At 73.0% G+C, this 14,897-nt stretch carries 15 protein-coding genes; 8 read left to right on the top strand and 7 right to left on the bottom strand.

Going from position 1 to position 14,897, the window contains the following annotated elements:
- Positions 1–72 precede the first annotated feature (72 nt).
- Together ABZ840_RS12135 and ABZ840_RS12130 are read right to left on the bottom strand one after the other, a co-directional pair.
- Positions 73–645, bottom strand: coding sequence for an aminodeoxychorismate/anthranilate synthase component II (locus tag ABZ840_RS12135; RefSeq protein ID WP_361557379.1), 573 nt, complete (start codon positions 643–645; stop codon positions 73–75).
- Entirely contained in the window at positions 642–2,237 is a 1,596-nt protein-coding gene (locus ABZ840_RS12130) for an anthranilate synthase component I family protein (RefSeq protein WP_361557376.1), read from the bottom strand. Before ABZ840_RS12130 ends, ABZ840_RS12135 begins: the two co-directional genes overlap by 4 nt.
- A 227-nt stretch (positions 2,238–2,464) precedes the next feature.
- On the opposite strand from ABZ840_RS12130, the gene ABZ840_RS12125 reads away from it, so the two are divergent.
- The 8 genes from ABZ840_RS12125 to ABZ840_RS12090 all read left to right on the top strand — a co-directional run bounded on the left by ABZ840_RS12125 (position 2,465) and on the right by ABZ840_RS12090 (position 10,034).
- Positions 2,465–3,910 (top strand): AMP-binding protein, encoded by a 1,446-nt coding sequence (locus ABZ840_RS12125; protein WP_361557373.1) that lies wholly within the window; start codon positions 2,465–2,467, stop codon positions 3,908–3,910.
- Between the two features lie 163 nt (positions 3,911–4,073).
- Entirely contained in the window at positions 4,074–4,445 is a 372-nt protein-coding gene (locus tag ABZ840_RS12120; RefSeq protein WP_361557370.1) for a winged helix-turn-helix domain-containing protein, read from the top strand.
- The gene (locus tag ABZ840_RS12115) at positions 4,442–4,675 is read left to right on the top strand and encodes a hypothetical protein (RefSeq protein WP_361557367.1); all 234 of its coding nucleotides are present in this window, start codon (positions 4,442–4,444) and stop codon (positions 4,673–4,675) included. The genes ABZ840_RS12120 and ABZ840_RS12115 overlap by 4 nt, the downstream gene beginning before the upstream one ends.
- Before the next feature lie 275 nt (positions 4,676–4,950).
- The gene (locus ABZ840_RS12110; protein WP_361557364.1) at positions 4,951–5,940 is read left to right on the top strand and encodes a TauD/TfdA family dioxygenase; all 990 of its coding nucleotides are present in this window, start codon (positions 4,951–4,953) and stop codon (positions 5,938–5,940) included.
- Positions 5,941–6,068: 128 nt separating this feature from the next.
- Complete coding sequence (locus tag ABZ840_RS12105) at positions 6,069–7,634, top strand: amino acid adenylation domain-containing protein (protein ID WP_361557361.1); 1,566 nt, start codon at positions 6,069–6,071, stop codon at positions 7,632–7,634.
- Positions 7,635–7,770: 136 nt separating this feature from the next.
- Positions 7,771–7,989 carry an MbtH family protein gene (locus ABZ840_RS12100; RefSeq protein WP_361557358.1) on the top strand — a complete coding sequence of 73 codons (219 nt, stop codon included), beginning with the start codon at positions 7,771–7,773 and terminating at the stop codon, positions 7,987–7,989.
- A 44-nt stretch (positions 7,990–8,033) separates the two neighbouring features.
- Positions 8,034–8,966 carry an ATP-binding cassette domain-containing protein gene (locus tag ABZ840_RS12095; protein ID WP_361557757.1) on the top strand — a complete coding sequence of 311 codons (933 nt, stop codon included), beginning with the start codon at positions 8,034–8,036 and terminating at the stop codon, positions 8,964–8,966.
- 111 nt (positions 8,967–9,077) lie between these two features.
- Entirely contained in the window at positions 9,078–10,034 is a 957-nt protein-coding gene (locus ABZ840_RS12090; protein ID WP_361557355.1) for a winged helix-turn-helix domain-containing protein, read from the top strand.
- Between the two features lie 108 nt (positions 10,035–10,142).
- Here ABZ840_RS12090 and ABZ840_RS12085 read toward each other — a convergent pair whose 3' ends face one another.
- The 5 genes from ABZ840_RS12085 to ABZ840_RS12065 are packed head-to-tail and all read right to left on the bottom strand — an operon-like array spanning position 10,143 to position 14,830.
- A complete protein-coding gene (locus tag ABZ840_RS12085; RefSeq protein ID WP_361557352.1) occupies positions 10,143–12,698 on the bottom strand; it encodes an FtsX-like permease family protein in 2,556 nt (851 codons plus the stop codon).
- Positions 12,695–13,492, bottom strand: coding sequence for an ABC transporter ATP-binding protein (locus ABZ840_RS12080; protein WP_361557349.1), 798 nt, complete (start codon positions 13,490–13,492; stop codon positions 12,695–12,697). Before ABZ840_RS12080 ends, ABZ840_RS12085 begins: the two co-directional genes overlap by 4 nt.
- Positions 13,489–14,277, bottom strand: a complete 789-nt coding sequence (locus ABZ840_RS12075) for a sensor domain-containing protein (protein ID WP_361557346.1) — start codon at positions 14,275–14,277, stop codon at positions 13,489–13,491. Before ABZ840_RS12075 ends, ABZ840_RS12080 begins: the two co-directional genes overlap by 4 nt.
- Positions 14,274–14,507 carry a hypothetical protein gene (locus ABZ840_RS12070; RefSeq protein WP_361557343.1) on the bottom strand — a complete coding sequence of 78 codons (234 nt, stop codon included), beginning with the start codon at positions 14,505–14,507 and terminating at the stop codon, positions 14,274–14,276. The genes ABZ840_RS12075 and ABZ840_RS12070 overlap by 4 nt, the downstream gene beginning before the upstream one ends.
- Positions 14,504–14,830, bottom strand: a complete 327-nt coding sequence (locus ABZ840_RS12065) for a winged helix-turn-helix domain-containing protein (RefSeq protein ID WP_361557340.1) — start codon at positions 14,828–14,830, stop codon at positions 14,504–14,506. Before ABZ840_RS12065 ends, ABZ840_RS12070 begins: the two co-directional genes overlap by 4 nt.
- Between the last annotated feature and the right edge of the window lie 67 nt (positions 14,831–14,897).

The raw sequence follows: 14,897 nt of genomic DNA, 5'->3' as shown, positions 1-14,897 counted from the left end.
CGGCCGTCAGCCGTTGGCTGTCAGTCGTTGGCCGTCAGCTGCCATGCGCCGGCGCGCGCCGGAGCCGGCGTGCTAGCAGACCCCGGCGGCGAGGAAGTTCTCCAGCAGTTGCAGCCCGCCCTCGGTCGTGATGCTCTCCGGGTGGAACTGGACCGACTCCACCGGCAGCGACCGGTGCCGCAGGCCCATGACGTACCCGTCGTCCTCGGCGGTCGCGGTCTCCGTGAGCTCGGCGGGGAGCGGCCTGTCGACGATCAGCGAGTGGTAGCGGGTGGCGACCGTGTGCGTCCCGAGGCCACGGAAGACGCCCGCGCCGTCGTGCCGCACCGAGCTCGTCCGGCCGTGCATCAGGTGGTCGGCGACGGACACCCGGCCGCCGAAGGCCAGCGCGATCGCCTGGTGGCCCAGGCAGACCCCCAGCAGGGGCACCTCGCCGGCGAAGCGATGCACCAGCTCGACGTGGCCCGAGTCGGCCGGGTGGCCCGGACCGGGGCCGAGCACCACCGCGGACGGCCGGCCCGCAGCCAGCTCGTCGGGGGTGCGAGTGCGCGAGCGCACCACCTCCGTCTCCACCCCGAGGGCGCGCAGGTACTGGTCGATGATGTGCACAAAGCTGTCGTAGGCGTCCACGAGCAGTACCTTCATGACAACAGCTCCTCACCGGTCAGCGCCCAGTGGGCGGCGCCCATCTTCGCCAGGGTCTCGTTCCACTCGCTCTCCGGGTCCGACTCGGCGACGATGCCCGCCGAGCTCTGGGTGGAGTACGTACGGCCGTCGTGCACGATGGTGCGGATGCACAGGGCCAGCTCGCTCCAGCCGCGGGTGTCGATCAGGCCGACCGCGCCCGCGTAGATCCCGCGCGGCTCCTCCTCGATCCCGTCGATGATCTCCATGGCGCGCAGCTTGGGCGCGCCGGTCATGGTGCCGGCGGGAAACGTCGCGCAGAGCGACCGCCACACGTCGGCGTCCGGCTCCAGCTCGCCCGTCACGGTCGAGACGATGTGGAAGACGTGCGAGTACGCCTCCACGGTCATCAGGTCCTCCGCCGCCAGCGTCCCCGGGCGGCACACCCGCCCGACGTCGTTGCGGCACAGGTCGACCAGCATCACGTGCTCGGCCCGCTCCTTGGTGCTGGCCAGCATTTCCTTGATGCGCCGCTCGTTCTCCTCGTCCGTGGTGGCACGAGGCGTGGTGCCGGCGATGGGCCGCATGGCGAGGGTCCCGCCCTGGGTGCGGAAGAAGAGCTCGGGGCTGGCGCCGATCAGGGTGTCACCGGCGCGGGGGGCCAGGTACATGTACGGCGAGGGGTTGCGCGAGCGCAGCCGGCGGTAGACGTCGAGCGGCGTCAGGGCCGACTCGACGTCGATGCGGTGTCCGATCTGGATCTGATAGATGTCGCCGATCCGTATGTGCTCCAGGCAGCGCCGGGCCCAGCCGAGGAACGTCCCGCGCGCCACACTGTCCCGCACCGAGCGGGGCGCGGGGGCCGGCGGGCAGGCGTGGCCGGGGCCTGCGGGGACCCGCGCCGCCGCCTCCGCCAGGGCGTACGTGTCCTGCGCCGGGCGGTCCGGGAACTCCGGTGCGTCGGCGGCGAGATGGCGTGGCCGCCGGGTCTCCAGGTCGTACCAGACGGTGTCCCGGAAGAGCGTGAACGTCATGTCCGGACCGCCGCGCTCCGCGTCGCGCTCGGGCAGCGTGTCCATGTGCCAGGCGGACTCGTACGCCAGGCAGGACAGGAAGCCGAAAGCGTAGGCGTCGTCCGGTACTTCGGTCTCCACCGAGAACAGTGCCCGGGCCCGCCGCATCAGGTCCCAGACCTGCCCGGAGCCGCGGAAGAGGCGCACCTCGGTGCCCGGTCTCCGGCCCTGCTCGTCCGCCCGCATGCCTGCGGCGTCCGCGGCACCCAGCAGGGCGGCGCGCAGCGCGTCCGGACCCTCGATCTCCACCCGGCCGTGGTGGACGCGGATCTCGGCGAGCCGCCCGTACCCGACCACCGCCGAGCGGCGGTCCTTGTCCGGGCCCGCCAGGCTCTCGAAGAGGAAGGCGTCCTGGCTGCCGAGGCGGGCGGACAACTCGGCGTACAGCCGCAGCGGGTCGTGCGCCGGCAGCTCCTCGGAGACCACCCGCACGGCCACCCGGCCCGCCGGCGCGGTGCCGGCCGCGGCGGGCCGCGCCGGGGCGGAAACCGTGCCGGTACCGCGCGGTGCGGCCGTTCCGGCTCGTGTCGTCGTTGCCATGTCGATCCTTGTCTGCTCGAAGCCTGCACAACGGTCTCGGGGGCCCTGCCGGCTGCGAGTCAAACACCGGAAAATGCGCGCCAACCAGACCAGTCGATGCCCGCCGGAGCAGTCCATAGCGGGTGTCAGCACCGCGTCAGCGCGGCGTGTCAGCATCGCCGCTCAAGGGGTGCCACCCTCGCCCCCGGCCGCCGTCACCCAGTGGCTCGAACGGGAGGACCGATCCCATGAGCAACACTCCGACCCCCGGCACGACCGCCGCCGCGCGTTCCGGTGGCGGGACGCGGCCCCGGTCCCTCGTGACCGCGCTCATCGACCGCGCGACGGGCCCGGTCGCCGACCTCCCGGTCTTCACCGCGCTGGGCTCCGCGGGTGAGCGCGTCGCGCGGCTGACCGCCGCCGAACTCGACCGCCGCGTACGGGAGGTGGCCGCGGCCCTGCGTGCCGTCGGCGGGGCCGGGGACCGGGTGATCGTGCCGGATCTGCCCGGCCTCGACTTCCACGTGGGTTTCCTCGGCTGCCTCTACGCCGGGATGATCGCGGTGCCCGTGCCCGCCCTGCCGCGGGACCCGCACCGGGACGGCCTGCTCCGGGCCGAGCGCCTCGCGGCCGTCCGCCGCGACTGTTCTCCCCGCGCGGTGCTGACGGCCACGCCCGAGGAGGCGGCCGGCCCCGACCCGCTGCCCGGTGTCGCGCGGGTCGCGGTGCGTCGGCCGTCCGCTGACCCCGGCGGCCCGGCCGCCGCGGATGCGGCCTTCCCCGACCCGTCGGCGCTGCGCTCCGAAACCACGGCGCTGCTGCAGTACGCCTCGGACGACACCCGCGACCCGCGCGGCGTCGCCGTCAGCCACGGCAGCCTGGCCGCCGGCGGGGCGGCGCTGGGCGAGCGCTGCGACACCGACGCCGGAACCACCGTCGTCAGCTGGCTGCCGCTCTCCCACGGCACCGGCCTGGCCACCTCCCTCGTGCTGCCCCTCATGACCGGCGCGGCAGCGGTCGTCATGAAACCGGCCACCTTCGTCCGGGACCCCCGCGTCTGGCTGCGCGCCATCGAGGCGGAGGACGACGTGTTCGCCGCTGCCCCGGACTTCGCGTACGACCTGTGCGTCACCCGGACCACACAGGCGGAGCGGGACGCCATCGACCTGGCGACGTGGCGGGTGGCGGCCAACGACGCCGAGCCCCTGCGGCCCGCCACCCTGCGCCGGTTCGCCACGGCATTCCGTACCTGTCTCTTCCGTGAGGAGGTGTTCACGCCGGGCTACGGGCTCGCCGGGGGCACGCTGGGCGTCACCATGGGCCGCCCGCTGTACGAGACGCCGGCCGGCCGCTACGACCGCGCGGCGCTCACCGAGGGGAAGGCGGTGCCCGCCGCCGCGCCCGAAGGGGCGGTGGAGCTGGTCGGCTCCGGTGCCGCGCTGACCGGCACGCAGCTGCGCATCGTGGATCCCGGGACGCGGCGCGTGCTGGGCGAGCGGACCGTGGGGGAGATCTGGGTGGCCGCACCCGGCGTCAGCGCCGGGCGCTGGGGCACGGACGAGCGCTCTGCCGGGGACTTCGAGGCCCGTACGGTCGGCGACGACAGCCTGCCGGACGGCGGCTACGTCCGCACGGGTGACTCCGGCTTCCTCGACGACGGTGAGCTGTACGTCCTGCCGGCCCTCGCGCGGTGACCCCTGACGTGCCCGGCGGCGCGACCGCCGGCTGACCGGTCGGACCCTGCGGGCCGCGGCGGCCGCATGCCGCGGCCGTTGCGGGGTCCGCGGTCGTTTGACACTGGTCAACGCCGTGGGAAAGTCTTGCCCCACAGTTTTCCGGAATGTCAGAGGTGGGCCCATGACCAGCGAGGAGCTTCTGGCTGTGCTCGCTGCGGTGGGGCACGCCCAGCGCCTCCGGATCGTCGCCGAGCTCGCCGAGGGCCGGATGTACGTCAGCGAGCTGGCCCGGCGCCTGGGGATGTCCCGGCCCCTGCTGTACATGCACCTGGAGCGGCTGGAGAAGGCCGGTCTGGTGGTGGGGAGCCTGGAGCTGTCCGAGGACGGGAAGGCCCTCAAGTACTTCGAACTGGCGCCGTTCGACCTGCGGCTGAATGTCGATACGATCCTCGCGGCCGTACGGGCCGACGCGGCCGCCGCTCAGGGCGCGGGGGAAGCGGGGGAGCCGGCGGGCGCGCAGGGACCAGAAGACGTTAAGGGGAAACGCACATGACCGGGGCCATCATCGCCATCGCCGTCGTCCTCATCATTGTCGGTGGCATCACGGCGAGTGTGGTCGCGTACTTCAGACTCCAGCGGCACCGGTCCGATGCGGTCGCCATGGCGTCGTACCGCAAGCTCGCGGAGGACGCCGTCGAGCGCCAGGAGGCGCTGCAGAAGCAGCTGGCCGAGCTGGGCGACCGGGTCAAGGCCGTCGAGGGTCTGCTGCGCAGCATCGACTGACCTGCCGACCTGCTGCGGCAAAGGCGAAAACACCGTCCTGACCTGCGATTTTCGCCGGGTGCTTAAGAGCATGGTGGGGCGGCGGGGGCGTTTCTAGACTCGTGACCGTTCCTGCTGAGCACGGCGCCAAGCCTGTTGACGCAACGCCGAAAGCCGAACACGTCCCTCGGCGCCGCCGGGCTCCCGGCGTGCACCGCTTTCGTGGGTCGACCGAAGCGGCCTCGGACGAGGCGCGGCCGGTGTCTGCGACCCACGAGATGAAGGGATGGTCGGGAATGTTCGGTCCTGGCATCTACTTCCATGACAAGACCTACCCCCCGGTGCTCCGGTGCGAGAAACCGGAGACGGACGCGGCCGCGTGGGCGGCCGCGCACCGGCCGGCCGTCGACGAACTCCTGCGCACCCACGGAGCCATCGTCCTGCGCGACTTCGGCATCAAGGACGCCGACGCGTTCGAGGCGGTCGCCGCCTCACTGGTGAGCACCCTCTACGGCGACTACGGCGACCTCCCGCACGAGAAGGACGCGGACCGCGTCTACAAGTCGACTCCCTACCCGGCCCAGCAGTCGATCCTTTTCCACCACGAGAGCTCGCACATGCCGCAGTGGCCGAGCCGGCAGTTCTTCTGCTGCGTCCAGCCGTCGAGTGCGGGCGGCGCGACCCCGATCGTCGACGGCCGCAAGGTGTGGGCGGCGCTCCCCGACGACCTGCGCGACCGCTTCGAGGAGCGGGGGATCCGCTACGTCCGCAACTTCATCCCGGGCCTCGATGTCGGCTGGGAGCAGATGTTCGGCACGACCGACCGCGAGGAAGTGGAGCGGCGCTGCCTCGCCCAGGGCGTGGAGTGCCAGTGGCAGCCCGACGGCACGCTGCGGACCGTGCAGCAGGCCCCGGCCGTGATCAGCCACCCCGGCACCGGCGAGCGGGTCTTCTTCAATCAGCTCTTCCTGCACCACACCGCCTGCCTGGAGCCTTCGGTGCGGGAGGTGATGCAGTCCCTCTTCGGCGACGACGAGAGCGCCTACCCGCGCAGCGCGTCCTTCGGTGACGGCTCGCCGATCGACGACAGCGCGGTCGCGCTGCTGCGGTCCGTGTACGACTCGCTGGCCCAGCGGTTCACCTGGCAGCAGGGCGACATGGCGGTCATCGACAACATGCTCGTCTCGCACGGCCGCGACCCCTTCGAAGGCGAGCGGAAGATCATCGTGGCGATGGGCGACATGGTCACCCGCGAAGCGGTGGGCGGCTCCGCCCTGACCCACTGACCCTTCCTTCACCTTCTCTCACCGGGTGCCGGACCGGACGCCGTGCGTCCCGTCCGGCACCCGTTCGAACGGCTGCCGGCAGCCCCGGCCCACCCACCCGATGCGCGGAGCGAACAACAGGAGCGGCGATGGCCCCGTCAGCGACACACCCCGGCATGCTGGCCGGCGAGGTGCGCGAGATCGAAGCGGACTCGTTGGTGCACATGGTGCGTGAGCACGCGATGCTGCGCCCGGACGCAGTGGCCGTGGAATCGGGCGGAGCCCTCACCACCTACCGGCGTCTGTGGCACCGCACGCTGGTCGTCGCCGCCGCGCTGGAGGAGGCCGGCGTCGGGCCCGGCGACCGGGTCGCCCTGTGGGCCGACCGTACGGCGGGCGTGACGGCCGCGGCCCTTGCGGTCATGGCCCTGCGCGCGGCCTACGTCCCCCTGGACCCGACACACCCGGCCGAGCGCGTCCACACGGTGCTCGCCGGTGCGCGGCCCACCGCACTGGTCCACGACGGCGCCGCGGCCGGCGGTGCGCTGCCCGCCCTGGACGTGCCGGTCGTCGACGTCCGGGAGCTCCCCGACCTCCGCACGCCGCCGGAGCGGGAGCTGCCGCGCGCCGAGGACATCGCATACGTCGTCTTCACCTCCGGGTCGACCGGCACTCCCAAGGGCGTCATGGTGCCGCACGGCTCGCTGGCCAACTATGTGTCCTGGTGCGGCGCGCTCGTCGGCCGGGCCGGTGCCGGCAGCCCGCTCTTCGCCAGCCTCGGCTTCGACCTGGCGATGACCTCGCTGTGGGTGCCGCTGGCCCAGGGCGGGCGGGTCGTGACGGTGGCCGGGATGTGGGATCAGGCCACCCTCTTCGGGGCCCGCGAGGACAGGTACACCTTCCTCAAGCTGACCCCCTCCCACGCGCGCTTCTTCGATGTCCTGGCCGAGCCGCCGCGCTACGACCGGGCCACCCGGCTGCTGATGTTCGGCGGCGAGGGGCTCGACCCCGCGCTGGTCCGCTCCCTGGGCGCCCGGCTCGACGGCGTACGGCTGGTCAACCACTACGGGCCGACCGAGACGACGATCGGCTGCTGCGCCCACACCTTCGACCTCACCACCCTCCCGAGCACGCCGACGGTGCCCATCGGGACGCCCGCGTGGAACACCCGGGCCCACGTGGTCGACGAGGACCTGCGCCCGGTCGGCCCCGGCCGCCCCGGCGAACTGGTCATCGCCGGCCGTGCGGTGGCGGCGGGCTACCTGGGGCAGCAGGGGCAGGGTGGGAAGTTCATCGACGAGCGCGAGCTCGGCGGCGGGCACGGGCGGGCCTACCGCACCGGCGACATGGTCGAGCTGCTCGCCGACGGCACCCTGCTCCATCTCGGTCGCGGCGACGACCAGTTGAAGGTCAATGGCCACCGCGTCGAACTGGGGGAGCTGCGCCACCACGTCCTCGCCGTCCCCGGGGTCGCCGACGCGGCCTTCGACATCGTGCGGGGGCCGGTCGACACCCTGGAGCTCTTCGTCCGGCCGGCCCACCCGGGTGCCGACGGCGAAGCGCTCGCCGGGACCGTGCGGAAGGCCCTCGCCGAGGTGCTGCCTTCGGCTCTGGTCCCCAATGCCGTGCACCCCGCGCGCGAGATCGTGCTGAACGCCAACGGCAAGTGCGATGTCGCGGCGACCCGGCGGCTGGTGGAGCAAACGCGCCGGTAACCAGGCATCAGAGGACGGTCAGCGTCGTGTCAGCGGGCGGCGAGAGCATGACGGTGCGTACCGCGATTCCTGAGGCCTGTGTGAAGGCCACTCAGGAGGTGCGCATCGCATACGACTCGGATACGGAGTACGCGACGTGTCGAACCCTTTTGACGACCAGGACGGAATGTTCCTCGTGCTGGTGAACGACGAAGGCCAGCACTCCCTGTGGCCCGCGTTCGCCCAGCGCCCGGACGGCTGGACGGTGGCACTCGAGGCGGGACCGCGCGACGCGGCGCTCGCCTACGTCGAGGAGAACTGGACGGACATGCGCCCGCGCAGCCTGCGTGAGGCCGCCGGTGCCCAGGCTTCTTGACCGCCCGTCGGCCCGCCAGGGAGCCGGAGGAACGTAACGTGAACATGGCGATTCAGGCGGAGGGACTGCGCAAGGTCTACCGGCAGACCCCCGCACTGCGGGGCGTCGACCTCGCCGTACCGGCCGGCACCGTACTCGGCCTGCTCGGCCCGAACGGCGCCGGCAAGACCACCACGGTGCGCACCCTCGCAACCCTGCTGGAGCCGGACGGCGGCCGCGCCGAAGTGGCCGGCTACGACGTGGTGCGCCGGCCGGACGAGGTCCGCCGGCGCATCGGCCTGGCCGGCCAGTACGCGGCGGTGGACGAACTGCTCACCGGGCGCGAGAACCTGGTGCTGATCGGCACCCTGCTGCACCTGGGCCGGCGTGCCGCGCGGGAGCGGGCGGCACAGCTGCTGACCCGCTTCGACCTGGACGGCGCGGCCGACCGCCCGGCCCGCACCTACTCGGGCGGTATGCGGCGCCGCCTGGACCTGGCGGCCTGTCTGGTCGCGCGGCCTTCGGTCCTCTTCCTCGACGAGCCCACCACCGGGCTGGACCCGGTGAGCCGGATGGCGCTGTGGTCCGCGGTCAAGGAACTGGTCGGCGACGGCGTCACCGTGCTGCTGACCACGCAGTACCTGGAAGAGGCCGACTTCCTCGCCGACCGGATCGTGGTCGTCGACACCGGCCGGGTCATCGCCGACGGCACACCGAACGAACTGAAGCGGAAGGTCGGCGAGGAGCGCCTGGAAGTCGTCGTGGCCGGGCCGGACGGAGTGCCCGGCGCGGTGGCCGCGCTGCGCCGGGTGACCGCGGCCGAGCCGTCGGTGGACGCCGACGGGAAGACCGTCTCCGTCGCGCTCGGCGACGGGCTCGACGGCATCGCGACCGCCGCCGCCGCGCTGCGGCACGAGGGCGTCGACGTCGCCGACTTCGCGCTCCGCAGGCCGACGCTGGACGACGTCTTCGTCTCGCTGACCGGACAGAGCGCCTGACCCTGCACCGCAGTTCGCCACGGGCCCGGACCGCACGCCGGGCCCGTGCGCCGCGCCGCCGCGCACCGGCCGGCAGCGCTTTCCTTCAGCTTTACGGGGGGCCATACCGACATGCAAAGGATCCACTTCACCGCAGCAGACTTCGCCAGCACCCGGCTGGGCATCACCGTGGGGCCGCTCGCCGAGACCGCCTTCGCGGTCGGACTGCTCGGGCGCAACGTCGGCGCGCCGTACGCGCGCTGGCGCAGACAGGTCGGCAAACAGCTGCCGGGCCGGCCGGCCCCCGCCGCCGGCACCGCCCAGGACCTGGAGGCACTGCTCAGACAGGCCGAGTACTACGGCGAGGAGGCCGGCACCGGGCCCCGGGACACCCGGTGGACCGGCCGGGCCGCCGCACCCGATCTGCCCGAGGTCTGGCGGGCGGCCGTGGCCCCGTACTGGGAGCGGATGCTGGGGTACCTGGAGGCCGAGTGCGAGACGCGCGGCCGGATCGTGATGGCGGGCGGGCTGGATCAGCTGCTGGCCACCCTGCACCCCAGGATCAACTGGCGGTCACCGGTGCTGGAGATCCCCGGCGGGCCGGACGAGGACGTCCACCTCGACGGGCGCGGACTGACGCTCACGCCCTCGGTCTTCCTGCACCACCGGCCCGCCCAGCTGATGGGCAGCAAGGCGGACGGCGGCCAGGCGGTGCTGGCCTTCGCCGCGCCGCCGGACGCCCGGCGCGCCGCGCGGCTGTGGGACGAGCCCGACGGCAGTACGCAGTCCCTCGGCGCGCTGGTCGGCCAGACCCGGGCCGCCGCGCTGCGCGTGCTGCGGGCCACCTGCACCACCAGCCAGCTCGCCGACCAGCTCGGCATCTCCGCGGCGGGCGCCAGCCAGCACACCGCGGTACTCCGCGAGACCGGCCTGATCACCACCCGCCGCATCCGCAACACCGTGCTGCACACGGTGACTCCGCTGGGCATGGCCCTGCTGGACGGCCGTGCCCTGCGGCAGGGCCCGAACCGTTCCGCCCGGCACCTGCCGCAGCCGGTGTCCCGGCCGGTCGTGCAGCAGGCCTCCTAGCCGGGGGCTTTCGCCGCGGCCCGTACTCCGCGGCAACGACGGACACACCCGACGCGGCGCGGCCCCGGTGATCTCCACCGGGGCCGCGCCGCTGTGCCGTTCCCGTCCTCACTCGCGCATGCCGACCACGTCACCGGGGCGGCTGCGCAGGACCAGCAGCGTGGAGAGGAGCGTGGTGGCCAGGGTGAGGCCCAGGGCCGCGGCGACCACCCCGATGAAGATCCACGGGGAGCCGTCCGGGACCGGCGAGCCGAGCACGCTCACGCTCAGCGGTACCAGCGTCAGCGCCGCGACCAGCACGCCGAGCACGATCCCGGCCACCGAGACCAGGACGCCTTCCACCGTCATCATCTGCATGACCTGGCGGCGGGTGGCCCCGATGAGCCGCTGGAGGAGCAGCTCCCGGCGCCGCTCGGTGGTGGCGATCACCTGCGTGTTCACCAGGGCGATGGTCGCGTACCCCACGACCATGCCGAGCAGCAGGTAGGACATCCAGGTCTGGGTGTCGTCCTGCTCGGCCTGCACGGTGGCGAGCGCCTCCCGGTCGGCGACCCGAAGGCCGGGGTGACTGCTCGCCAGCGCGGACAGTGTCTTGGTCAACTCGCCGGTTCCGGTGCCCGCTTCGGCCTTGACCATGATCTGCGGTACCAGCCCGGAGTCGGTGTGCGGGGCGAGCAGCGCGGCCGGCAGCAGCGCGGTCTCGTACCCGCGCTTGCCGTCGAGCGTGGCGACCAGCTTGAGCTCCGCACGGGTGCCGTCGCCCAGCCGCATCGGGACCGTGTCACCGAGCCGGTGGCCCGACTCCTTGGCGAACTCGGTCGGCAGGGCGACGGTGTTCCCTTCCAGCTCGGTGAGGCTGCCGCTGGAGGCGCGGAAGGCGGTGGTGCCTTCGACGCCCTTGGCGGTGACGCCCTGCATGGGCACCTCGGTGGGCTCCGGCTCGTCCGGCTCGTCGTCGGGGTCCTCGGGCTTCGGGGGAGCGGGCGGCTCGATGTACCCGATCGTGGACACCTGCGCGGAGGCGGCCGCGACCCCGGGCTGCCCGGCCACGGCGTCCACCGTGTCCAGGGTGAGGCCGCCGGGGGAGGTGACGACGAGGTCGGCCCGCAGGCTCTCGTGGAAGGCCCGCTCGGCCCCGGCGGACTGCGTGGTCTGCAGGTAGATCAGCGCGGTGGCCAGGCCGGTGGCGAGCATGACGGGCATCACCGCGCCCGCCAGCCGGCTGGTGCGCGCCTTGGCGTTGAGCGTGGCCAGCTGCCCGGCGAGGCCGGTGAAGGCGCGCAGCGGCCCGCGCAGCATCGCGGTGATCGCCTTGGCCAGGCCCGGACCGAGCAGGCCGAACCCGGCGGTCCACAGCATCGCGGCGGGGGTCGCCGTGCTGCCTGCCGAGGGACCGTCCATATTGGCGGTGACCAGGGCCAGTGCGGTGCCGCCGCCGAGAAAGAGCAGTGCGAAGATCAGCCGCGGCACGCTGAACCAGCGGCGCTGCAGGGATGCTTCGGCCAGGGCCTCGGTCGGCCGGGTGCGCGACGCGGCGCGCGCTCCGAGGAACGCGGCCCCGAGAGCGGTGAGCAGGGCCGCGGCCACACCGACGGCCGTCGGGATCCACCCGGCGCGGAAGGCGATGCTTTCCGGGACGACGCCGGCCCCGGCGAAGGCGTCCAGCAGCCAGGCACCGATCCGTGGCCCGGGTATGCAGGCGAGCGCGGTCGCGACCACGGCGATGACCAGGGTCTCGCCGAGCACCATGCGGCGCAGCTGGCCGGGCGTGGTGCCGATCGCGCGCAGCAGTGCCGACTCGCGCTGCCGCTGGTTGAGGGCGAGGCCGACGGTGCTGGAGACGACGAAGACGGTGACGGCCGCGGACAGGCCGCCGAAGACCGAGGCGAGGGTGACGAGCTTGCTGCCCTGGGCGATCACGTCGGGGTTCTCGGCCCAGCCGCGTTCGTCGCCGGTGAGAACCGAAACCGGGCTGCCCTCGACCGCCTTGGCGACGGCCGCGGCCACCGTGTCCGTCGCGGCGCCCTGCTCGGTGAACACACCGATGGAGTCGGCGCGTCCGGCGTGGCCCGCGACCCGGGCGGCCTGTGCGTCGGGCAGGAAGGCCGTCTCGGAGGCGCCGGGCCCGGAGACCAGCGCGGTGATCTTGTACTGCGTGGCGTCGGCGCCCACCAGGAGCCCGGCCCGCTGGCCGACGCGCAGGCCCGCCCGTTCGGCGAACCGCTGGTCCAGGGCGATCTCGCCGGCCTGCGACGGCCGGCTCCCTTCGACGACCCGGTACGGCGTGAGCCGGGCGGAGGACCAGCCGTGACCGGTCAGCTCGGCGGGGCTGCCCCCGTCGCCGCTCGGCAGCAGTGTGGCGGGGAAGGAGACGTCGGGCACCGCGGCGGCGACGCCGGGTACCTCCTCGACCTGTCGCACCAGGTCCGTGTCCAAGCGGATGCGCTCGGGGAAGAGGTCGCGCTCGGTGTCGGGGTAGCGCTGGTCGCCGGTGACGACGATCGGCGAGGTGATCAGGCGCTCGGGCGGCGCGGCCTTGTGCAGCCCGGTCTCGAAGAGCCCGCCGCAGCCCACGACGATCGCCGCGCCGAAGAACAGCGCGATGAACGTCGCGATGAAGCCGCCCTTGTGGTACCGCAGGGTCTTGAACGCGATTCTGATCATCGTCGGGCTCCCTGCGCGGAACCCGGCTCGGCGGAAGGGGTGCCCCAGGCGCCGAGGTGGGTCATCCGTTCGGCCACCAGGTCGGCGGTGGGCGCCTCCAGGGCGCTGACGATACGGCCGTCGGCGAGGAAGAGGACGCGGTCCGCGTGAGCGGCGGCCACCGGGTCGTGGGTGACCATCACGATGCTCTGGCCGGCCCACTGCACGGCCTCCCGCAGCAGGGTGAGCACCTCGCGCGCGGTGTAGGTGTCCAGTGCGCCGGTCGGCTCGTCACCGAAGATCACCGCGGGCTTGGTGACCAGTGCCCGGGCGATGGCGACGCGCTGCTGCTGGCCGCCGGAGAGCTCGCCGGGGCGGTTGCGCCGCCGGTCGGCGAGCCCGACGCGCTCGATGACCTCGTCGACCTCGGCCTTCTTGGGCCGGCGGCCGGCGAGCCGGATCGGCAGCGTCACGTTGTCCACCACGCTCAGCGCGGGCAGCAGGTTGAAGGCCTGGAAGATGAAGCCGATGCGCTCCCGGCGGAGTTTGGTCAGCTCCTTCTCGCTCAGCGGCGCGAGGTCCGTGCCGTCGAGCCGCACGGTGCCCGAGGTGGGCCGGTCGAGCCCGGCGGCGCAGTGCAGGAAGGTGCTCTTGCCGGACCCGGAGGGGCCCATCACCGCGGTGAAGCTGCCGCGCGGCAGGCCGACGGTCACGTCGTCGAGGGCGGCGACCCGGTTCTTCGAACCGCCGTAGATCTTGCGCACGGAGTCGAGCGAGACGACTTCGTAGCGCTGCGGACTCGGCGTCCCGTTCATGTGCGGTGTCCTCCGTGTGCGGTGGGCCCGAGGGCCGGGCCGGGTGAAGTGAGCGACAGGGGGCCGGGCGCGGTGAGCACGTCCTTGGCCCGCGCGAGCGGGTCGGGCGCCGGGCGCAGCAGGGTGTGGGTGACGGTCAGGTGGAGTCGGGCCGCCGCCGTCACGGCGTAGGCGGCATACATGGTCAGGAGGAGGAAGACGGCTGAGGCGATCAGTGCGGCCGGCCAGCTGTCGATCCACACGCCGATACCGGTGCCGTCCGAACGCCCCAGCCGCACGCCGTCCTTGTGGCCGCCGCCGGCCAGTCGCGAACTCACCGCCCAGAACCACAGCGGGAGCGTGACGCCGGTCAGGAGCAGCAGCCAGAGAGCGAGGGCGAGCGCGTCCAGGAGGAGCAGGAGAGGGTAGGCCAGGATCAGGTAGCAGCAGTCCCGGAAGAACGCGGGATCGGTGCACCGGGCCTTCAACTGGCCCACCAGGCCGGCTTCGGTGGCGTCCTGGTAGGCGTACGGGATCGGCGCGTCGACCAGGACGGCCCGGCCGCGTTCGACCTGTGCGCAGCACCGTACGACCCAGGCGGAGCCGACGGTCAGTACGACGGTCACGGTGAGCTGGCTGAAGACCAGTCCGGCGACGACGGCGGTGAGCGAGACGGCGAAGAAGACGGTGCCGGCCAGCAGATGACCGGCGAGGTAGCCGGCCGCCCGCCAGGGAGTGGCAGAGCGCAGCATGTGCAGCGGATTGCTGTGCCGGACCAGCCGCCGGCCGGCCACGAGCGTGATCATCCGACGCTCCGCAGCAGGTCTTCGATCGACTTCAGGCGCTGGTCGAGCAGGGTCAACTCCTGGCGCAGCAGCTGCTGTCCGGTGGTCGCCTCCTCGGCGAGTTTGCGGTACGAGGCCATGGCCACGGCGTCGGCTCGGTGCCTCTGCAGTCGGAAGTACGCGACCACGCCGGCCGTGCTGCCGCCGACGATGATCAGGATGATGGCGATCGTGATCACGGCGCCGGTCATGTGGGGTCCCCCTTCATGTCGCCTTGCCCTTCCGTGCTCGCCGCCACCGCCGCGACGATCGTCTCGGCGTTCACATGCAGGTCGAACGGGCTCAGTTCGAAGTACTTGAGTGCTTTGCCGGTGTCGGACAGCTCCAGGCTGCCGACCACCAGGCCGGCCTTCTCCAGCCGTTCCAGGTGCATGTACAGCAGCGGCCGGGACATCCCCAGGCGCCGGGCCAGCTCGCTGACGTACACCCGGCCCCCCGCGATCTCCGCGATGACCCGGAGACGCTGGGCGTGGCCCACGGCGGCGAGGACGACCAGCAGCTCTTCGCTCGTCATGACTCATGTCCTCTCGCCGCTGAAGCGTGTAAGTTGAGACTTACACATGGATTCTAAGGCTGTCAAA

Source organism: Streptomyces sp. NPDC047117, assembly GCF_040643545.1.
Taxonomy (GTDB): domain Bacteria; phylum Actinomycetota; class Actinomycetes; order Streptomycetales; family Streptomycetaceae; genus Streptomyces.
This window is presented reverse-complemented; position numbering and strand designations above follow the sequence as displayed.